At 64.9% G+C, this 18,919-nt stretch carries 17 protein-coding genes and 1 tRNA gene; 3 read left to right on the top strand and 15 right to left on the bottom strand.

Going from position 1 to position 18,919, the window contains the following annotated elements; translation table 11 throughout:
• Window positions 1-69: 69 nt before the first annotated feature.
• From IV112_RS14110 to IV112_RS14065, 10 genes are all read right to left on the bottom strand, one after another.
• Window positions 70-510, bottom strand: a complete 441-nt coding sequence (locus IV112_RS14110; RefSeq protein WP_304004274.1) for a hypothetical protein — start codon at window positions 508-510, stop codon at window positions 70-72.
• The gene (locus tag IV112_RS14105; protein WP_304004272.1) at window positions 507-1,070 is read right to left on the bottom strand and encodes a tyrosine-type recombinase/integrase; all 564 of its coding nucleotides are present in this window, start codon (window positions 1,068-1,070) and stop codon (window positions 507-509) included. Before IV112_RS14105 ends, IV112_RS14110 begins: the two co-directional genes overlap by 4 nt.
• On the bottom strand, window positions 1,067-2,485 hold the full coding sequence (locus IV112_RS14100; RefSeq protein ID WP_304004270.1) for a tyrosine-type recombinase/integrase: 1,419 nt from the start codon (window positions 2,483-2,485) through the stop codon (window positions 1,067-1,069). The genes IV112_RS14105 and IV112_RS14100 overlap by 4 nt, the downstream gene beginning before the upstream one ends.
• Before the next feature lie 370 nt (window positions 2,486-2,855).
• Window positions 2,856-2,931, bottom strand: a tRNA-Phe gene (locus IV112_RS14095).
• Window positions 2,932-2,986: 55 nt separating this feature from the next.
• Window positions 2,987-3,298 carry a hypothetical protein gene (locus IV112_RS14090; RefSeq protein WP_304004268.1) on the bottom strand — a complete coding sequence of 104 codons (312 nt, stop codon included), beginning with the start codon at window positions 3,296-3,298 and terminating at the stop codon, window positions 2,987-2,989.
• An 8-nt stretch (window positions 3,299-3,306) separates the two neighbouring features.
• Window positions 3,307-4,785 carry a sensor histidine kinase gene (locus tag IV112_RS14085; protein WP_304004266.1) on the bottom strand — a complete coding sequence of 493 codons (1,479 nt, stop codon included), beginning with the start codon at window positions 4,783-4,785 and terminating at the stop codon, window positions 3,307-3,309.
• Window positions 4,772-5,446 carry a response regulator transcription factor gene (locus tag IV112_RS14080; RefSeq protein WP_304004264.1) on the bottom strand — a complete coding sequence of 225 codons (675 nt, stop codon included), beginning with the start codon at window positions 5,444-5,446 and terminating at the stop codon, window positions 4,772-4,774. The genes IV112_RS14085 and IV112_RS14080 overlap by 14 nt, the downstream gene beginning before the upstream one ends.
• A gap of 390 nt (window positions 5,447-5,836) precedes the next feature.
• Entirely contained in the window at window positions 5,837-7,483 is a 1,647-nt protein-coding gene (groL, locus tag IV112_RS14075) for a chaperonin GroEL (RefSeq protein ID WP_024300804.1), read from the bottom strand.
• A 44-nt stretch (window positions 7,484-7,527) separates the two neighbouring features.
• Window positions 7,528-7,818 (bottom strand): co-chaperone GroES, encoded by a 291-nt coding sequence (gene groES, locus IV112_RS14070; RefSeq protein ID WP_304004262.1) that lies wholly within the window; start codon window positions 7,816-7,818, stop codon window positions 7,528-7,530.
• A 166-nt stretch (window positions 7,819-7,984) separates the two neighbouring features.
• Window positions 7,985-9,673 (bottom strand): sensor domain-containing diguanylate cyclase, encoded by a 1,689-nt coding sequence (locus tag IV112_RS14065; protein WP_304004260.1) that lies wholly within the window; start codon window positions 9,671-9,673, stop codon window positions 7,985-7,987.
• Window positions 9,674-9,837: 164 nt separating this feature from the next.
• On the opposite strand from IV112_RS14065, the gene tal reads away from it, so the two are divergent.
• Together tal and IV112_RS14055 are read left to right on the top strand one after the other, a co-directional pair.
• Complete coding sequence (tal, locus tag IV112_RS14060; protein ID WP_304004259.1) at window positions 9,838-10,782, top strand: transaldolase; 945 nt, start codon at window positions 9,838-9,840, stop codon at window positions 10,780-10,782.
• Complete coding sequence (locus IV112_RS14055; RefSeq protein ID WP_296813190.1) at window positions 10,779-11,003, top strand: DUF1289 domain-containing protein; 225 nt, start codon at window positions 10,779-10,781, stop codon at window positions 11,001-11,003. The genes tal and IV112_RS14055 overlap by 4 nt, the downstream gene beginning before the upstream one ends.
• Window positions 11,004-11,007: 4 nt before the next feature.
• Here IV112_RS14055 and IV112_RS14050 read toward each other — a convergent pair whose 3' ends face one another.
• Complete coding sequence (locus IV112_RS14050) at window positions 11,008-11,934, bottom strand: catechol 2,3-dioxygenase (protein ID WP_304004296.1); 927 nt, start codon at window positions 11,932-11,934, stop codon at window positions 11,008-11,010.
• Between the two features lie 218 nt (window positions 11,935-12,152).
• Here IV112_RS14050 and IV112_RS14045 point away from each other — a divergent pair, with 218 nt between their 5' ends.
• Complete coding sequence (locus IV112_RS14045) at window positions 12,153-13,874, top strand: sigma-54-dependent Fis family transcriptional regulator (protein ID WP_304004257.1); 1,722 nt, start codon at window positions 12,153-12,155, stop codon at window positions 13,872-13,874.
• An 83-nt stretch (window positions 13,875-13,957) separates the two neighbouring features.
• Here the strand turns inward: IV112_RS14045 and IV112_RS14040 are convergent, their stop codons facing one another.
• The 4 genes from IV112_RS14040 to IV112_RS14025 all read right to left on the bottom strand — a co-directional run bounded on the left by IV112_RS14040 (window position 13,958) and on the right by IV112_RS14025 (window position 18,883).
• The gene (locus IV112_RS14040) at window positions 13,958-14,932 is read right to left on the bottom strand and encodes a VTT domain-containing protein (RefSeq protein WP_304004256.1); all 975 of its coding nucleotides are present in this window, start codon (window positions 14,930-14,932) and stop codon (window positions 13,958-13,960) included.
• A gap of 124 nt (window positions 14,933-15,056) precedes the next feature.
• Window positions 15,057-16,139, bottom strand: coding sequence for an aromatic ring-hydroxylating dioxygenase subunit alpha (locus IV112_RS14035; protein ID WP_304004255.1), 1,083 nt, complete (start codon window positions 16,137-16,139; stop codon window positions 15,057-15,059).
• A gap of 73 nt (window positions 16,140-16,212) precedes the next feature.
• The gene (locus IV112_RS14030; RefSeq protein WP_304004254.1) at window positions 16,213-17,175 is read right to left on the bottom strand and encodes a PDR/VanB family oxidoreductase; all 963 of its coding nucleotides are present in this window, start codon (window positions 17,173-17,175) and stop codon (window positions 16,213-16,215) included.
• Between the two features lie 406 nt (window positions 17,176-17,581).
• Entirely contained in the window at window positions 17,582-18,883 is a 1,302-nt protein-coding gene (locus IV112_RS14025) for a DUF1329 domain-containing protein (RefSeq protein ID WP_304004253.1), read from the bottom strand.
• Between the last annotated feature and the right edge of the window lie 36 nt (window positions 18,884-18,919).

The following is an 18,919-nucleotide window of genomic DNA, read 5'->3' as shown; positions in this document are numbered from 1 at the left end:
TAGGCGCTGCAAGCGCGCTTCGCTATCCAAAAACGGAAGCTTTTGTCATTTTTTGTCCTGGACAAGGTGTTACGACGCGTCTTCGTCGCTGGATACGTCTTCCGACCTTCGATCCAGGAAGAGCCCGCCGTTCCGGAATTCAATCAGGCCCGGAACGTCCAAATACCCAGCCCGGTAAACGGAAATGGCCTCGGTCGCCTCGAGCTCGACGCCCCCACACCCGTTGAATTCCAACAAGCACTCGATCAGGTAGCGTAGATAGTCGGCGTTATGTCGGGACTGGACCATCCGATGCACGGTGATAACGAGAACGAACTCTCGTCGGAGCACCGGATGCTGCGCAAAGAAGCGCACTGACAGATCCGCGTCAAGCCCGCGCAACTGCAGTTCGAGCGCTTCAGGCATTTTCAGGCGGCAGTATGTGTAAAACAGACAGCAGGCCTCGAGAGGGCTGAGCCCCGTGAGCGGGCTCAGGCTGTGATCCTCATACACAATGGGGTTAGCGCTCATCGGTGGCCTCCCGCAACCCGGGTCGAGCCGAATGCCGCGATGATGACATTTACATTTACCGCAAAGTCAGCGCGCTCAGAAAGCCTGGTCGAGGCCGGGGGATCAGGGACGCGAAGCGGCTTCACACCCGCAACGGGCACTTCGAGCTTAAGCCGCGCGCGACGTCTGCGCTCCTTGTGGACATATTCGATGTCCTGCGTCGGTATCTCGTCCATTTTTTGCGCGAGTTGCTGCACGCACAGATGCGTGTAACGCAGGAGCATGCGCGTGTCCCGATGCCCGCTGATCGCCTGCAGGTCAAGCAGTCCACACCTGCCCGATTCGGCAAATCGGCTGATGGCCTCGTGCCGCAAGTCATGAGAGTGCAGGTCGTTCACGCCGGCCTTTTTGCAGGCAAGCACGAAGTGCTTCTTCACCGAGTATTCGCCAACCTTGGACGCTGCAGCTCTTCTTGCTCGATTCGGCGCCGGGTCAAGGCTCGCGCCTTCAAGCGCTCCCACCACTCGACCAGGAGGCACGCGGCACGGCGCAGGGGTTCGGCGAACATGAGCCGTCTTCATGCCACCTCCCTGCGCAGGCCGAACTGGGCGTGTATCACGTTTGAAGCGGCAGCGCTTTCCGTTTCCCGCCAACGCTCGTCCGCCGTTCCGTCTGGGCCGCCATCATCCTTGCCAAGCTGGGCAATGCTTGTCAGCGTCGTCTTCTGCCCTTTTGTCCTGAGGCCCGCCGGCAAGAGGCTTTCGTCGATCTCTTCTTCGCCGTGCAGGGCCCTTGCGACGTCCTCCGCACGCTGGTTTACATAACGCCCCAGTTGGGAAAGTGTTTTGTGCCCGGTGATGACAGACAGCACATTGACATCTCCACCAAGCTCCTTGGCGTAGCGCGTGGCCGCCGTATGACGCAGATCGTGAAGAGTGACGTTTTCGACGCCCGCTCCCTTGCACCATCGATTCCAGGCCTTCGACATTGCTGCGTGTGTAATTGGAATCAACGGATCATCATCGCCCATCGGAAGGCCTCGCTCACGGCACAGCCTTTCGATGTCTTCGATCGCCTGCATCGCCCCCGGGCTGAGCGGAACCGTTCGGGACAACTCCTTTGCGTCCGTCAGAAATAGGATCTTTCTCTCGCGATCGAGATCCCGCCAGAGAATCGTCTCGAACGCTTCACCTGAGCGCATCGCGGTCTCGAGAAGGAAGTTCAGGGAAGGCAGCACAAAGCGGTTTCTTACGTGCTTGGGATCGGCGTTGATATGAGCGATGAGCCGCTCGTACTCCCCTTGCGTGAGCGTCTCTTCGCGTGCGTTGTCGATGGGAGGCATGCGCAGGCCTGTTTCGGAGGCCGGGTTTCCGGAAAGCCCGTGCCACTGCCACACCCTGATGGCATGCTCAAAGAGTGATAGCAACTGCGACTGTTCCTGCTTCGCTGTCGCGGCCTTGAATCCGTCCCGCAGTCGTGCATCGATCAGATCCTGGACGTCGCGGGGCGTCACCTGAGCCATCGAGAGTGCCGCAAGCCTTCTGATCGCCTGTCGGGTGTGTTGCGCCTTTTCGCTCAGCGATTCGCGATGCGCATGGAGCCCCGGCGGTATGGGCTGCTCGGCTGAGGGCACGTAACGCACTTCAAAGTACGGGCCACTGGATTCGTCACGGCATTCCCGCTTCGGCTTGATGCGCTCGACGGATATGCGCCCTAACTTCGCTTGCAGCAGGTAGGCATTGATCCGGGAGGCTTCCTGGCGCGCACCCTTGATGAACGGCAGGCGTTCCAGGGCATAGAGGTACATGGCCTGCGCCACCGTATGGCGTTTTGGGCCGCCGTGTATAGGCGTGTAGCCACTGCGCAGTTCGACACTCTTCTGCTCGGCGGCAATTCTGGCCTCGCGTGCGCTGGCGTAGCCGCTCATGTACACGTCGTGGCCTTTGATGCGCAAACGCACCGACCAGGTACTGCCTTCAAGATACGGGGTGGCCATGTCACGCACCTCCCCGGGTCAAGGGAAGGGTGAGGCGGGCAATTGCCGGGTTTCCAGCGGAGGGGGTTACAGGGTACATCGCACTTTCTCCAATGAAAGTACGTGTAGCACTGCCACTTAAACGCTTGATGCCGTCGGTGAAGGGCTTCGATTCAGGCGATGGGTGCGGCGGGCAAGCCGCCGTCTGTCGAGCGCATAAGCGTCGGAAACGCGCATGCACTCGCAGCCATCTGCAGGTGCCCGACAGGGTCCGCACAGAAAAACGTCAGAATTTCGCCAGAACTGCACAAAATTCGGGCAAAAAGAAAGGGCCTTGCGGCCCTTATCTTTTTGCTCCCTGCGTAAGCTACTGACGCAAGGGGCGTTTTTCTGGTGGCCAAGGGCGGAATCGAACCACCGACACGCGGATTTTCAATCCGCTGCTCTACCAACTGAGCTACTTGGCCAAAGAGCCAGCGATATTAGTATCTGATCGCGTTTCTGTCAAAGGTTTTGCGTCGATCATTGCGCGCGCAGCATCGTTTCGGCAACCAGCGATATCTTGGCGATGATGAGCACCAGTTCGACCAGCAACAGACCGAGAAAAGCCACGAAGGGCAGGTGGCGGTCAGGCACGAAGCGCGGCGTGACGTAACGGAACAGACGGAAGACGCGCGCGCCAACCTGATTGAACGCACCGTAGATCAGATTGCCGTGGCGACGGCTGCCTGCGAGCAGGTAGAGCGCCGCCTGACCGATCAGCGTCAGCAGCACGATTTCGTTGAGTCCCTTGAGGACGACAACCGCGCGCAGTCCGATATCCAGCGTGTCCATGCCTGCCCTCAGACCGGCCACGGCAGTGCCGCGGCCTCGTTGGGTACCTGTTCCACCACGCGCGGAAAGGACACGCGCACGATAAGTCCGCCATTTCCGGGCGCATCGAGCAGTTCGACCTCGGCGCGGTGCAGTTCCGCGATCTCGCGCACGATGGGCAGGCCAAGTCCGGAGCCTTCGACCTGGGTGCCGAGCACACGATAGAAGCGCTCGAACACGCGCTGCCTGTCCTCGACCGGAATGCCGGGCCCGGTGTCCTCGATTTCCAGGATCGCGCGGATATCCGCCTTCAGTCTCACGGTGACGATCCCGCCGTAGGACGTGTACTTGATCGCGTTGTCGATCAGGTTCTTGAACATTTCGCCGAGCAGCACCGGATTGGCATCGACATGCAGCGCGACGTGCGCCCGCTCGAAGCCGAGGTCGATATGACGCCTGCGCGCCGCCGGCACCCAGTCGGCAATCAGCGATTCGAATAGCGCGTTCAGTTCCACCCGCTCGATCGCATGCACCTTCTCCGTGCTCGCTTCGGCGCGCGCCAGTGCGAGGAGCTGATTGATCAGGTGCCCTGCGCCGGTGGCGCTGACCAGTATCTGCTCCATGCAGGCACGGATCTGTGCCGGATCGTTCTCGAGCAGCGCCAGCTCGGCCTGACTCTTCAGGCCGGTCAGCGGGGTGCGCATCTGGTGCGCGGCGTCGGCGATGAAGCGCTGCTGTGCGGCGAGATTCACCTCCAGCCGCAGCATCATGTCGTTCAGCGCATTGATCAGCGGGCGCAGTTCTTCCGGTACGCGACGCACGTCGATCGGTGACAGGTCGGTCGGCCGCCGCTTCTCGATCACCGCCTGCAGCCGCTTCAACGGCCACAGCCCACGGCCCAGACCGAAATAGACCAGCACGACGGCGATCGGAATGATGACGAACTGCGGCAGCAGCACGCCGGACAGGATGCGCGAGGTCAGTGCCTCGCGCTTGTTCAGCGTCTCAGCCACCTGCACCGTCACGTAGGAACCGGGAATGGTGGTAACCGGCTGGAACATGTAGGCGATCCGCACGTCCTCGTTGTTTACGCGGCCGCCACGGAAGTAGAGCTCGCCCGGCTTCCAAGGCTTCTCGTCCGGCACGTCCGGCACTTCGCTGTCACCGGCCAGCAGTTCGCCGGCACCGCCGAGCACCTGGTAGTAGATGATGTCCTCGCCGTCGATGTGGAACAGGTCGCGCATCTGCGGCGGCTTGACGAAGATGGCACCGACCGGCGTGAAGCGCACCTGCCGGCTCAGCTCGTAGACGCTGTCGCCGAGCACCTTGTCATAGGGTGCGTGTGCGATGTCGTCTGCCACGTTGTGAATGATGGCGATGCTGATCGGCCACACGAACATCAGCGGCGCGAGCATCCAGTCGAGGATTTCGCCGAACAGCGAGTTGTACTCGCCCGTTCTTTCGCCGGATTTGCTGCGACGGTTCTTCAGCTTCTCACGCGACGGCATCCGGTCTTTCCAGGCAGTAGCCCAGGCCGCGCAGCGTCACGATGCGCAGGCCGCTGTGCTCGATCTTCTTGCGCAGCCTGTGCACATAGACCTCGATGGCGTTGTTGCTCACTTCTTCGCCCCAGCCGCACAGATGGTCGACCAGCTGTTCCTTGTTGACCAGCCGGCCAGCGCGCAGCAGCAGCACCTCCAGCAATGCGGTCTCGCGCGCCGACAGTTCGATCGCCTGACCATTGACGCTGGCCACGTGATCGGTCTGATCGTAGGCGAGGCTGCCGATCTCGATGCGGGTGGGCATGCCGGTGCCGCGCCGCGTCAGCGCACGCACGCGCGCCTCCAGCTCAGGCAGTGCGAAAGGTTTGCACATGTAGTCGTCGGCGCCGGCATCGAGCCCGCGCACGCGGTCGTCGATGCCGTCCTGCGCGGTCAGGATCAGCACAGGTGTCGTACATTTGCGCGCGCGCATGCGCTTGATCACCTCGATACCGGACAGCTTGGGCAGGCCGATGTCGATGATGGCCAGATCGAAACCCTGTCCATGCAGCGCCGCATCGGCCTCACCGCCGCTGGCCACGCTGTCCACCGCGTAGCCGGCGCGCCGCAGCGCCCGGACCACGGCATCAGAAATGACCGGATCGTCCTCGGCAAGCAGGATATGCATAGCAAATCAGCCTTGCGGCCGCCTCCTCCATGAACGTCTTCTGCGTTCGCACTCGGGTTCGGGGTTTGAATAGCCCCACCGGACACCAGTGTAAGGGAGATGTAAGCGCTCAAGAATAGTCTGCGCAGCGCTGTTCTTCTTTTGGTCCTCGGGGGCAAACCGGTCAGTCCGGCACGCCCCGGGGAGCACCCTTCCCCTGCACGGGGTGCTCCCCACCCATTTTTCGGGCGTCCGTCCGAATCGCTCCCCTCGAACTCGATCGCTCTCGTTACGCCTTCGCACATCCGTCGCAACTGCAGCCCGTGGACGAAAAAAAGCCCGCACCGAAGTGCGGGCTTTCCGTGGTCTGACAGACCGGGCCCGGTCGCCTCACGGCGACCGGAGCGGACATTACATGTCCATGCCCATGCCGCCCATGCCACCCATGCCGCCCGGCATGCCGCCGGCAGCCGGCTTGTCTTCGGCCAGCTCGGCCACCATGCAGTCGGTGGTGAGCATCAGCGAAGCAACCGAAGCGGCGTTCTGCAGTGCGGTGCGGGTGACCTTGGTCGGGTCCAGCACGCCCATTTCGACCATGTCGCCGTACTCGCCCGAGGCGGCGTTGTAGCCGAAGTTGCCCTTGCCTTCCTTCACCTTGGCCACGACCACGCTCGGCTCGTCGCCAGCGTTGGCGACGATCTGGCGCAGCGGCTCTTCGGCAGCGCGCATGATCAGCTTGATGCCGGCGTCCTGGTCGGCGTTGTCGCCGCGCAGGTCACCGAGGTTCTGCAGCGCGCGCACCAGGGCGACGCCGCCGCCGGCCACGATGCCTTCTTCAACGGCAGCGCGGGTGGCGTGCAGCGCGTCTTCGACGCGTGCCTTCTTTTCCTTCATTTCGACTTCGGTCGCGGCACCGACCTTGATCAGCGCAACACCGCCGGCCAGCTTGGCCTTGCGTTCCTGCAGCTTTTCACGGTCGTAGTCCGACGTTGCGGCATCGATCTGGGTGTTGATGTTGGCAACGCGTGCGGTGATCGCGTCTTCGGTGCCGGCGCCGTCGATGATGGTCGTTTCTTCCTTGCCCACTTCGATGCGCTTGGCCTGGCCGAGGTCCTGCAGCGTGGCCTTTTCCAGCGACAGGCCGACTTCTTCAGCGATCACGGTGCCGCCGGTCAGGATGGCGATGTCTTCCAGCATGGCCTTGCGACGGTCGCCAAAGCCCGGGGCCTTGACGGCGACGGTCTTCAGGATGCCGCGGATGTTGTTCACCACCAGGGTGGCCAGCGCTTCGCCTTCGATGTCTTCGGCGATGATCAGCAGCGGACGACCGGCCTTGGCCACCTGTTCCAGCACCGGCAGCAGATCACGGATGTTGCTGATCTTCTTGTCGTGCAGCAGCACGAAGGGGCTGTCCAGAACAGCGATCTGGCGGTCCGGGTTGTTGATGAAGTACGGCGACAGGTAGCCGCGGTCGAACTGCATGCCCTCGACCACTTCCAGCTCGTCGTTCAGCGACTTGCCGTCTTCGACGGTGATGACGCCTTCCTTGCCGACCTTGTCCATCGCTTCAGCGATGCGTGCACCGACCGAGGTGTCCGAGTTGGCCGAGATCGAGCCAACCTGGGCGATTTCCTTGCTGGTCGAGCAGGGCTTCGAAATCTTCTTCAGCTCGCCGATGATGCCGGTCACGGCCTTGTCGATGCCACGCTTCAGGTCCATCGGGTTCATGCCGGCAGCCACGTACTTCATGCCTTCGCGCACGATGGCCTGGGCCAGCACGGTGGCGGTGGTGGTGCCGTCACCGGCGACGTCCGAGGTCTTGGAAGCGACTTCCTTGACCATCTGGGCGCCCATGTTCTCGAACTTGTCCTTCAGTTCGATTTCCTTGGCGACCGACACGCCGTCCTTGGTCACGGTCGGGGCGCCGAAGGAGCGCTCCAGCACCACGTTGCGGCCCTTCGGGCCCAGGGTCACCTTGACTGCATTGGCCAGCACATTGACGCCGGCAACCATGCGTTCGCGGGCGGAATCACCAAAACGTACCTCTTTTGCGGGCATATCTAACTCCTTGAGTATTCAGAAATTCAGAGCAAAGGAGGCGATCAGGCCTCGACCACGCCCATGATGTCTTCTTCACGCATGACGAGGAATTCCTCGCCATCGACCTTGACCGACTGACCGGAATACTTGCCGAACAGTACGCGGTCGCCGGCCTTGACGGCCATCGGGCGAACCTTGCCGTCGTCCAGGATCTTGCCGGCGCCGACGGCGATGATTTCGCCCTGATCCGGCTTTTCAGCGGCTGCGTCGGGAATCACGATGCCCGAAGCGGTCTTGCGCTCTTCTTCCAGACGCTTGACCAGCACGCGGTCGTGCAACGGACGGATTTTCATGCAATGACTCCTTGAGATTGAAGGCGCGAACCCAGTCGCGACGTTTGACGATATTCGGGGCGATGCGACACAGCGCACCGCTGTGTTAGCACTCACTGCCAACGAGTGCTAATAGTAGTGGCGGGATGTTTCGATTTCAAGAGCGCGCGAACAATGACCGGCCGGATCAGCCGTCGGCCGTCTGCGCCTGTTCGCTGACCAGGCGGTTACGGCCGGCGCGTTTGGCCTCGTAGAGCATGGCGTCGGCGAGGCGGACGGCGGCGTCCTCGTCCTCGTGATCGGGCTGCGCCATCGCAAGGCCTATGCTCATCGTGACGACGCCGACCGCCGCGGTGGGCGACATCTCGACCGCCCGCCTGACCTTCTCGCCGACGCGACATGCGTCGTCCAGAGACGTGGCGGGCAGCAGCAGCAGAAACTCCTCGCCGCCGAAACGGGCGACGAAATCGCTCTCCCGCAGCGCCGCCTTGAGCACCACCGCGACGTGGCGCAGCACCGCGTCGCCAGCCGGATGGCCATGACCGTCGTTGATGCGCTTGAAGTGATCGATATCGGCCACCAGCACCGCATAGCCCTTGCGCGACCGCCGCATGCGGACGAATTCGTCGCGCAGGCGTTCGTTCGCCGCCAGCCGGTTGGGCAGACCGGTGAGCGCATCGCGCCGCGCCTGATCGCGCAGTTCGTCGTTGAGGCGCGCCAGTTCGGCAGTGCGCTCAATCACCTTGTGTTCGAGGTCGCGGTTGCTCGCCTCCAGCGCCTCGCGCCGCTGTATCAGGGTTGCCGCCATGCCGCGCAACGCGTCGACCAGATGACGCAGTTCGACCGATCCGGCCCCCACTTCGAGCGTGACACCCTCGTCGCCCTTCTCGATCCGGCGCGCCAGCGTCGCCAGCCGCTCCAGCGGCTGGCTCAGTCGCGACGCCACCACCCACGACAGCAGCAGCAGGATGGCCACCGCGAGCAGCGCAAACCCCAGCACCACCTTGCGCAGCGCCACCACGTCTTCCATCACCCGATCGAGCGGCTGGCGGATGACGACCTGCCAGCCCAGCGGACTGGTCTGGATGATCTCGCGCACCGGCGCCATCGAGGTTACGTAGGCCGTGGTGCCCGACCAGTTGTCGATGAAGAAGCCCGGCTGCGTCGGGCGACCGCTCGGTTGCGGCACGACGAGTCGACTGTCCTCCGGATAGATCACGTCGCCCTGTCCGTTGACGATGAGAATGTCCATGCCCACGCGCTCGGCGTTGCTCGGCCGCAGCACCCGCAGTACGGAGCCTGCCCAGTCCCAATGCACATGGGCGGCTAGTACGCCGCGCACCTGACCATCCTCACCGGACACCGGCACCGCGATGTCGATGAAGCGCATCGGGCCGGCTCCCTTCTTCGGCAGCAGCTTGGCCAGCAACAGGGCCTCGTGCAGATCGCCGACGAAAACCCCGTCGAGCCCGCCGGCAAACCACGGCCTCTGCGCCACGTTCTGCCCGAGCAGCAGATCATGCGTGGCCGCCTGCACCACGCCGTCGAGATCGGCAACGCCTATCCACGAATACTGCGGATAGGAGTTCTGCAGCCGCTCCAGGCTGCCGCGAAAGGCGCTGTCGTCCAGCGGTTCGCGACGGAACAGTCGGGTGTCGGACAGCAGTTCGATCTCGCGGCGGCGCTCGTTCAGGCTTTCGGCCAGCACCGCGGACATCGCGGTCGCCAGTTCGTGTATCGCGTGGCCGCGCTCGTTCAGCAACTGCTCCGCATAGACGTGGTTGATGTACAGATAGGCCGGTAGACCCACGATCAGCGCCAGGCCGCCACACAGCAGCGCAAGGCGGTTACGGAAACTGCCGGGCATCAACGTCATCGGACTCGCTGTCTCGTACGTGCGGGAACCGGAACGATACGCCAAGCGGCATGCGTACCCCAAGCGGCACGCTTAGCCAAATGCACGCGGCGACGGCCGACTCGCAATACACTCCGGGCACACGTGAACATCGCACCGGACCAGGACCCCGACGGAGCCCCCCCATGACCACCCATCTCGAATCGCTGAAACAGCATTCCATCGTCGTCGCCGACACCGGCGACGTCGAATCCATCGCCCGCCTCAAGCCGCAGGACGCCACCACCAACCCTTCGCTGTTGCTGAAGTCCGCGCAGGACGCGCGCTACCGACCGCTGCTCGATGCGGCGCTGGCACAGGCGAAGGCGGCCGGTGAAGACCTGCACGGCGCGATCGACCGGCTGTTCGTCGCCTTCGGCTGCGAAATCCTGAAGCACGTGCCCGGCCGGGTGTCGACCGAGGTCGATCCACGCCTCAGCTTCGACACGGAAGCCAGCATCGCCAAGGCGCGCCACCTGATCGCACTGTACGAGGCGGCCGGCATTTCGCGCAGCCGCGTGCTGATCAAGCTCGCCAGCACCTGGGAAGGCATACGCGCGGCGGAAAAGCTGGAGCGCGACGGCATCCACTGCAACCTCACGCTGCTGTTCGGCATGGCCCAGGCCATCGCCTGCGCCGACGCCGGCGTCACGCTGATCTCACCCTTCGTCGGCCGCATCTACGACTGGTACTGCGCGCAGCAGAAAGTGGCCGACATTCCGCTGGAGCAGGATCCGGGCGTCGCTTCGGTCACCCGCATCTACAACTACTACAAGCAGCACGGCTACCACACCGAGGTGATGGGCGCGAGTTTCCGCAAGGTGGGTCAGGTCGAGGCGCTGGCCGGCTGCGACCTGCTCACCATCGCACCCGACCTGCTGGACCAGATGGCCGCCCTGCCGGGCGAACTGGAGCGCCGACTCGACCCGACGCGCACGACACCGGCCGAACGCGTCGTGCTCGACGAAAGGGCCTACCGCTGGCTGCACAACGAGGACGCGATGGCGGTCGAGAAGCTGTCGGACGGCATCCGCCGCTTCGACGTCGATGCGCGCAAGCTCGACGCCTTCGTTGCCGGCCTGATGCAATGAGCGAGCAGCCACCGGCCGACGAGCCGGACACGCCCTGCGTCGCCATCTGCAGCACATTGTTCGACGAGGTGTGCCGCGGCTGCGGCCGCACCGTCATGGAAGTGGCGAACTGGGTGTTCATGACGCCGGACGAGAAGCGCGCGGTGTGGACGCGGATACGCGCCGAGGGCTACCCCCGGCGCGACATCCAGGGCCTGACCGACCGGCCGGAGCGCAGATAGCCGCTCAGGTGTGTACGTTCAGGAAGGCCTCGTTCAGCTTGCGGTCGTGATAGAAAATGGCGCGCCCAAGGTCTTCGACGTTCCACGTGATGACCGGCTTGTCCGGGTAATGGATGTAGCCGCCGGCGAACACCTCGTTGCGGTTGCCCGACGGGTCGAAGAAGTAGATGGTGGCGCCGCGCGTAATACCGTGCCGCGTCGGCCCGATGTCCAGCGACACGTCGTTCTTCGAGATCAGGTCGGCTGCCCGCAGCACGTCGTTCCACGTATCCAGGATGAAGGAGCAGTGGTGGAAGCGCCCCTTCTCCGGGTTGCGGATGAAGGCGATGTCGTGCGGCTTGGTCGAGCAGGTCAGGAAGGCGCCCACCATCAGGTCGCCCGCCATCACCTGTTCCGCCATCTTGAAGCCCAGTACCTCGGTGAACAGCTTCACCACGCCATCCACATCGTCGCCGTACAGCAGGCAGTGGTCGAAGCGCGTCGGCTGCATGCCGATCAGGCCATCGGGCCACGGGTCCGGATTCACGTCAGGCAGGCCGTTGCCCACCTTGTCCTTGGTCGCGAACAGTTCGATCGCGTGCCCGGTCGGCACCGTGAAGCGGAAGCGGCGGCCGGTATGCAGATGCTCACCAGCGTCGATCCAGCGCATGTCCGTCGCCAGACGGCTGCCCTCCACCTCCGCCGCCAGACTGTCCAGCGTCGCTTCGCTGTCGACGCGGAAGCCCATGTAGTCCATGCCCGGCGCATCGGCCTCGCGCAGCACCACGCTGTGGTGATCGTGTTCGTCCCAGGCCTTGAAGTACACGCGGCCCTGCACGTCCCGCCCGGTCTCGATCAGGCCCAGGACCTGCCCATAGTGTTTCACCGCCGCTTCCAGATCCGTCACCCTCAGGGCGACATGACCCGGACGCAGCACGCCGGTCATCGGCATATCTCCATCCTCCATCTGTTTGTCGTGGCCCGGCTCGTGACCGGGCATCCACCCAGTGCAATCGCCGTACCAGTCGGCCGGCCACTCGCAAGCCACTGTTCCTTCGAAGATTCACGAAAAATCTCGACATTTTTCAACCGTGCTTTCATGATTTGGCGAAACCGGACAGCCGGCCGATGCCGCATTTCCGGCAGCTTCCTTCCCGAACGGATTCCGAAATGCCCCGCACGCCGCACGGCCCGCTGACCGCCATCACCGACACCATCGACGACCGTACGCTGGCGAAGAACGTCCATTTCGCGCCGGACAGCGGCCACATCCTGCTGTTCGGCCAGCGCATGCTGCTGATGCACGGCGCATCGGTGGCCACACTGCGCCACGAACTGGTGGAACGGCTGGGACTGGAGCGCACCCGTGAGCTGTTCACCCGCATCGGTTACCAGCAGGGCGTGGACGACGCGCGCTGCCTGCGCGAAGCCGAGGGCGGCGATCTGACGCGCACGCTGGCGCTCGGTCCGCGGCTGCGCGAGATCGAAGGCTTCGTGCGCAACCAGGCGGTCGAACGCATGCAGTTCAACACCGACAGCGGTGAGTTCTGGGGCGACTACTACTGGCAGGCTTCGTGGGAGGCGGAAGCGCATCTGAAGCACTTCGGCATCAGCGGCTCCCCCGCCTGCTGGATGATGACCGGCTACGCCAGCGGCTTCACGACGACGATGATGGGGCGCCCGATCCTGTGGCGCGAACTGGAGTGCGTCGCCATGGGGCACGCGCGCTGTCGGGTGATCGGCCGGCCACTGGAGGAGTGCGAGGACAGCGCCGACGACCTGAGCTTCCTGCGCATCGAGGACTTCGTGTCGGCGCCACGCGGACGCCACGCCCCGGTCGACACCGCCGCGACGGCGAGCCTGCCCGATCTGGTCGGTGCCTCGGCCGGCTTCAACGCCGTCGCCCACCTGATACGCCGCGTCGCGCCGACCGACGCCACCGTGCTGCTGCTGGGCGAAAGCGGCGTCGGCAAGGAGCGCTTCTCGAAAACCCTGCACGCCATCGGTCCGCGCGCAAAAGGACCTTTCGTCGGTGTGAACTGCGCCGCCATCCCGGCCGAACTGGTGGAGGCCGAACTGTTCGGCGTCGAGCGCGGCGCCTTCACTGGCGCCCACGCGTCACGGCCGGGCAAGTTCGAACGCGCACACGGCGGCACCCTTTTCCTCGACGAAATCAGCAGCCTGCCGATGCCGGCCCAGGGCAAGCTGCTGCGCGCGCTGCAGGAAGGCGAGGTCGAGCGCGTTGGCGACACCCGCGTGCGGCCGGTGGACGTCCGCATCGTCGCCGCCGCCAACCGCGACCTGCGCGCCGAGGTCGCCGCCGGGCGCTTCCGCGAGGACCTGTTCTTCCGCCTCAACGTGTTCCCGATCGAGATTCCGCCACTGCGCGAACGGCGCGAGGACATTCCGCTGATGCTCAACGTGTTCGTCGAACGCTATGCGAAACGCTTCGGCAAGCACATCGCCGGCCTCACGCAGCGCGCGGCCGAAGCGCTGTGGGCCTACGACTGGCCGGGCAATGTGCGCGAGCTGGAGAACATCGTCGAGCGCGCCGTCATCCTCGCAGACGACGGCGGCAACCTCGACGTACAGCATCTGTTCTCGGGCGGCGAGCGGCTGACCCAACCGATGTTCAACCTGTCGGCTGGCGGCCGGCTCACGCGCGCCGCCGAGACCACGACGTCACCGTCCGACGCGCCGTCAGACGGTGTGGATGCGCACATTGCGTCGCTGGTCGACGCCGGTCTGCGTTTCGACGAACTGGAACAGCGCCTGCTCGACCACGCGATGACGCGCACCGGCGGCAACCTGTCCGCCGCCGCGCGCCTGCTCGGGTTGAGGCGGGGGCAGTTCGAATACCGCGCGAAGAAGCGGGAGGCAGGGTCTGCCTGATGCCGCGCCGGTGTTGGAGCGGGCTCCGCTCGTGTGCGAGCGGCCTTGGCCGCGACAGGGCTGTCGCGAACCGCGGCTTCGTTTCAAGGGCTGCTGTCGCCAGCAAGCACGTTGCCGTCAGACAGCGACGACGCGCCCACCCCCTCCACTCGATAACCCGCCGCCTGCCAGCCCTCGATGCCGCCGCGCAGCGGGCGGGCATGCCGCAGACCGGCCGCGTGCAGCTTCAGTGCCGCACGCACCGCCGACACGTCGTTCGGGCAGGCGCAGTAAGTCACCAGCACGCCCTCCTTCGGCAGCCGGTGCGCGTGTGCGTCGATCTGTTCCAGCGTGATGCTCAGCGCCCCCGGAATGCGCACCGGCTCGGCGTCGACGATGAGGCCGGAGCGCACATCGACCACCGTGACCGCTTCACCGCGGTCCAGCATGGCCAGCAGTTCCTCCGGGGCCAGCCGCTCCGACTGCAGCTGGCGCAGCGCACGACGACGCTCCAGCCAGCGCCAACCGATATAGAGCGCCAGCAGCACGCCGACCAGCGCCGCCGCATAGACACCCAGTTCGGCCAGCGCGTCGAGCACCGCCTCGATCTGCGTCGCGAACAGCAGGCCGATCGTCAGCGCGGCGCCGGCCCACAGCACCGCACCCAGCGTGTTGAACAGCATGAAGGCGGACGGCCGCATCCCCAGCGCGCCAGCCAGCGGCGGCGCAATCGTCGACAGCCCGGGCACGAACTTGGCGATCACCAGCGTCGCGATGCCGTAGCGGGTGAAGGTGGATTCGCTCTGCCGCACGCAGGTATCGGGCGACAGCGAAATGCGGCATAGCAGGCGCAGCACGCGGTGACCCTGCAGCCGGCCGGCAAGGTACCAGGCGACATCGCCGAGCGAAGACGCGGCCACCGCCACCAGCAATGCGAACACGCCGTACAGGGGCTCGTCGACCACCCGCGCGCCGGCCAGCATCACCAGCGGCATCGCCGGTATCGGCAGGCCCAGCTGTTCCGCCAGCACCACCAGGAAAATCAGCCACAGCCCATACTGGGCCAGCAATTCGGTCACGCTCTTCTCCGCAGTGAATTTCGGCCGCCACGATGACACGGAATCGTGACGACCGAAAAGTCGTTCCGGTCAGATGAGGGCGATCGCCGGCGATTTCCAGCGCGTGGCCGCGTGGCACCCCGCTTCAGCCGACTGCGCGCAGCACGCCGTTGCGCTCGGCGTCGATCAGCTTCTTCAGCAGCTTGCGCACGCGTACCGCGGCGATGTCATTGCTCATCAGCACCGGGTTCAGCGAGAAGAAATCGGTGGTGCCCATTTCGTCCTGCGTCGCCTGGATGACCGGGCCGTCCTCGTTCTCGAAGGCGGCGTGCATGGCGCGTATCTTCATCGCGTTGTACTCGGCATTGTCGACGTCGTGATTGCGCCGGGTCGCAAAGTAGTAATGTGTGCGGGTCGCCGATTCGGGCGTGCAGGTATGCAGGTCGTACTGACCGGTGCAGTGCTCGAGGTCGAGCGGGCCCTCGCCCTGAATGGCGCCGACCGACAGCTGGATGTTGGCCGGCGGCGTCCAGGTGATGTCGAAGAAGTGGCGGGCGGGCGCGGCCGGATCCGGCAGGAAGTTCGCGAAGATGAGCATGGCCGGCTGCTGGCTCCACTCCCAGCGGGCGTTCACGCTGCCCGCGCCCTCCTTCACCGCCGGCACCAGCGGCGACAGCTGTCCGCGGGTGCTGATGATTTCGCTGTGCACGTGGTCGATGTGACTCAGGTCCATCACGTTGTCGATGATGAGCTCGTAGTTCACGTCCATGCGCATATAGGTGTGCGCCAGCGCGGTCGAGGGCCCGTCGTCGAGCGGACCGAAGTCCGGCAGCTTCGCCGGGTCGGCCAGTGCGGCCTCGCCCATCCAGATCCACACGAAGCCGTACTTCTCCAGCAGCGGAAAGCTGCGCACCTTCGCCGCCTTCGGGATCAGGCCGTTGCCGTGCGGGTTGTGCGTGCAGGCGCCGCTGCAGTCGAAGCGCAGCGCGTGGTAGGCGCACACCACGTCGTCTCCGATGCGCTTGCCCAGGTGCAGCGGCGCGAAGCGGTGCGGGCAGCGGTCGTGCAGCGCGACCGGCGAGCCATCCGCCTTGCGGTAGATGAGCACCGAGGTGTCGAGTATCCGGCGGTGGAACATGCCGTCGGCCGGCACCTCGCTCGACAGCGCGGCGACATACCAGCAGTCCGTCAGGAACTCGACCTTCTTTTCCAGTGCTTTCGTTTCCATTCCGTTCTCTCCTCCGTCTTGTCGTGATGCGCCCGGCGGACACCGGGCGCCTGGATGCGCCTGCGGCCGCCGATCAGAGATCGAGCACCAGCACGGCGGATTTCGAGCGCGAACAGCAGGGCGTGAAGCAGTCGTTCGCCGCCCTCTCCGCGTCGCTGAAGTACATGTCGCGGTGATCCGGTTCGCCGGCCAGCACCCGCGTCACGCAGGTGCCGCAGATGCCCTGTTCGCAGGACAGCGGCACCTCGACGTCGTGCGCGGCCAGTGCCGCCGCCACCGTCTGCCCGACGGCCACCGGCACGACGCGACCGCTGCGCGCGAGCTGCACGGCAAAGACCTGGTCGCCGCTGCGCGCGCCGTCGGTCGCGGCGAAGGATTCGGCGTGGATGTTCGCGTCGGCCCAGCCGGCCGCACGGGCGCTGCCGATCACGTGGTCCATGAAGCCCTTCGGCCCGCACACATAGAGATGGGTGTCAGCCGAGGGCGCGGCCAGCACGGCCGCGGCATCGAGCTTCTGCCGCGCGTCGCCGTCGTCGAAATGCAGGCGCACGCGGTCGGCCCAGGGCGCGTCGCGCAGCCGGTCGAGGAAGGCGGCGCGCGCCGGCGAGCGAGCGCAGTAGTGCAAGGTGAAGTCGGAGCCGCCATGCGCCAGCTGCTGCGCCATCGCCAGCATGGGCGTGATGCCGATGCCACCTGCGAACAGCAGCGACCGGCGCGCCGGCACCAGCGCGAACAGGTTGCGCGGCGCGCCGATGCGGATGCGCAGGCCGGCGCGCAGATCGTCGTGCGCGCTGCGCGAGCCGCCGCGGCCGGTCGCTTCGCGCAGCACGCCCAGTTCGTACTGCCGCGCCTGCGCCGGGTCGCCGAGCAGCGAGTACTGGCGCACCAGGCCATTCGGCAGTTCGACGTCAATGTGGGCACCAGCCGCGAAGGCCGGCAGCGGCGTGCCGGCCGGCGATTCGAGCACGATGTGGACGATGTCGTCGGCGACCCGCGCGTGGCGGGTGACGACGACCGGGATGTTCGGCGCGCTCATGTGCGGACGCCTTCGGCATGGGCGCGCGACCAAAGCGCGGCGCAGGGACTGTGCTGCATTCTTCCTCCGGATGTTCTTGTCGTGCGCGGCCGTCAGGCCACGCCGACTCCGGTTTTGCAACGAGCGTGCCAAGCTCATCCAGCAGCGCAAGCCATTGATTCGATGTCGATTACAAATATCAGCGCGGCATTCACCGCGCACGCCGGACTGCACTTCCGGATTTGTGAAATCCGCATTTCCGCATATGGAGAAGTGCCGCGGCACCACGACAGACCCACCCGACAGCGGCGAAAAAAAACCCCGCCGCGGGGGGTACCGGGGCGGGGCGCTTCCCGACGAGCGGGAACGAGGAGTACTGCTCACATCATCGTTGGCGTCACGCGGACAGGCGTGACGGGGGCGGGCTTCAGTTGCCGCCGCGCATGTTCTGCACCTGGAACAGGTTGGCCGGGCTCAGCTTCGGATCGACCTTGCCCTTGAACTGGCCGGTCGTGCAGTGCTTGGCCTGCACGTCCACCATCGAGAAGGAATCGTCGAGCGCAACACCGGTGCCCTTGTTGATCGGCAGGTGGAAGTCCGGGTGCGCCTTGCCGATGGTCCAGCTCTTCCACAGCTCGCCCTTGCGGTCGTACACCAGCGTGCGCGACGCGCCATAGACCTGGGCATCGAAATGCATGATGCGCTTGCCGACCGGGTGGTTGCTGTTGACCGGCACCGCCTCGACGACGTGCACCTTGCGCAACTGCCAGGTGATGTCGGGGAAGCACTCGCCCTGACCGGTGAAGCTCACGTACTTGTAGCCGTCCTCTTCCTTGAATTCGTCCGACAGCTTCATGTCATTGTGCTTGTAGTAGGGCATCAGCAGGTTCTTCGTGCCGACAAACTTCCACTGCATGTCGGACACGCGGCTCTCATACCCCTCGAAGTCCTCGATCATCAGGTCGGAGCCGAGGAAGGAGTCGGTCACCTGGCCTGCCGCCAGGCGGCGCACGCGACGCTGGAAGCCGAGGTAGAGGTAGGCGTCGTCGAACTTGGTGTCGTCTTCGTACTTCTGTATCAGCAGCTGGGTGTTCTTCAGATCCTGCGGTTCCAGCACCTGAGCGTAGATGGCGCGGTAGAGATTGGCCGCGTTAGGCGATACCTCGGGCGTCGGCGCGTGGTCGGTGCGGTGCTTGAAGTTCAGGAAGAAGAAGTTGAACTTCAGCGTCCGTTCGAGCTGACCGGTCGTCATGTTGCGGTACTTCCAGTAGAACGGATGGATGGCGGCGTTGTCGCCCCAGTTCGCACCGTACTTGAAGTTCCACGCCACCTTCTCGCCAGCACGCGGATCCGACGTGCTCGGCTCCTCCGGGAAGGGCCGGCCACCGGCAAAGCCTTCGATCTCGCCAGTCTTGGCCCCCAGCTTGGTCTTGTTCAGGTTCTTCCGGGTCGCCTCGACGTAGCCCTTCGGGTTCGGGAAGCTCAGCGTCTCGCCGACCTTGATCTGATACCAGCCGTTCTTGACCACCATGTACATGCCGGCGTCCAGCGCGTCCTTGAACTGGTCGACGTTGTCCTTGTTGATGGTCATGCCGGCACTGAGACCGGGGAAGGTCGGGAAGCCCTTCTTGTACGGCTCGAAGGCGGTTTCGACATCGGCTTCGCTGGCGGCGAGGGCCTGGGTGCACAGTCCGGCTGCGAGCAGGCCGGCGGCGATCAGTTTGTTCATTGCGTGCGTCTCCTGTGAAGCCGGGGCGCACGCCCC

Source organism: Methyloversatilis discipulorum, assembly GCF_018780585.1.
Lineage (GTDB): Bacteria > Pseudomonadota > Gammaproteobacteria > Burkholderiales > Rhodocyclaceae > Methyloversatilis > Methyloversatilis discipulorum_B.
Note: the sequence above shows the minus strand (reverse complement) of the source record. Positions and strands in the feature narration are given on the sequence as shown.

What these genes read in the sequence shown, in the direction of transcription:
- IV112_RS14110 (WP_304004274.1), bottom strand. Translation starts at nt 510, where the DNA reads ATGAGCGCTAACCCCATTGTGTATGAGGATCACAGCCTGAGCCCGCTC.
- IV112_RS14105 (WP_304004272.1), bottom strand. Translation starts at nt 1,070, where the DNA reads ATGAAGACGGCTCATGTTCGCCGAACCCCTGCGCCGTGCCGCGTGCCT.
- IV112_RS14100 (WP_304004270.1), bottom strand. Translation starts at nt 2,485, where the DNA reads ATGGCCACCCCGTATCTTGAAGGCAGTACCTGGTCGGTGCGTTTGCGC.
- IV112_RS14090 (WP_304004268.1), bottom strand. Translation starts at nt 3,298, where the DNA reads ATGGACACGCTGGATATCGGACTGCGCGCGGTTGTCGTCCTCAAGGGA.
- IV112_RS14085 (WP_304004266.1), bottom strand. Translation starts at nt 4,785, where the DNA reads ATGCCGTCGCGTGAGAAGCTGAAGAACCGTCGCAGCAAATCCGGCGAA.
- IV112_RS14080 (WP_304004264.1), bottom strand. Translation starts at nt 5,446, where the DNA reads ATGCATATCCTGCTTGCCGAGGACGATCCGGTCATTTCTGATGCCGTG.
- groL (WP_024300804.1), bottom strand. Translation starts at nt 7,483, where the DNA reads ATGCCCGCAAAAGAGGTACGTTTTGGTGATTCCGCCCGCGAACGCATG.
- groES (WP_304004262.1), bottom strand. Translation starts at nt 7,818, where the DNA reads ATGAAAATCCGTCCGTTGCACGACCGCGTGCTGGTCAAGCGTCTGGAA.
- IV112_RS14065 (WP_304004260.1), bottom strand. Translation starts at nt 9,673, where the DNA reads ATGACGTTGATGCCCGGCAGTTTCCGTAACCGCCTTGCGCTGCTGTGT.
- tal (WP_304004259.1), top strand. Translation starts at nt 9,838, where the DNA reads ATGACCACCCATCTCGAATCGCTGAAACAGCATTCCATCGTCGTCGCC.
- IV112_RS14055 (WP_296813190.1), top strand. Translation starts at nt 10,779, where the DNA reads ATGAGCGAGCAGCCACCGGCCGACGAGCCGGACACGCCCTGCGTCGCC.
- IV112_RS14050 (WP_304004296.1), bottom strand. Translation starts at nt 11,934, where the DNA reads ATGCCGATGACCGGCGTGCTGCGTCCGGGTCATGTCGCCCTGAGGGTG.
- IV112_RS14045 (WP_304004257.1), top strand. Translation starts at nt 12,153, where the DNA reads ATGCCCCGCACGCCGCACGGCCCGCTGACCGCCATCACCGACACCATC.
- IV112_RS14035 (WP_304004255.1), bottom strand. Translation starts at nt 16,139, where the DNA reads ATGGAAACGAAAGCACTGGAAAAGAAGGTCGAGTTCCTGACGGACTGC.
- IV112_RS14030 (WP_304004254.1), bottom strand. Translation starts at nt 17,175, where the DNA reads ATGAGCGCGCCGAACATCCCGGTCGTCGTCACCCGCCACGCGCGGGTC.
- IV112_RS14025 (WP_304004253.1), bottom strand. Translation starts at nt 18,883, where the DNA reads ATGAACAAACTGATCGCCGCCGGCCTGCTCGCAGCCGGACTGTGCACC.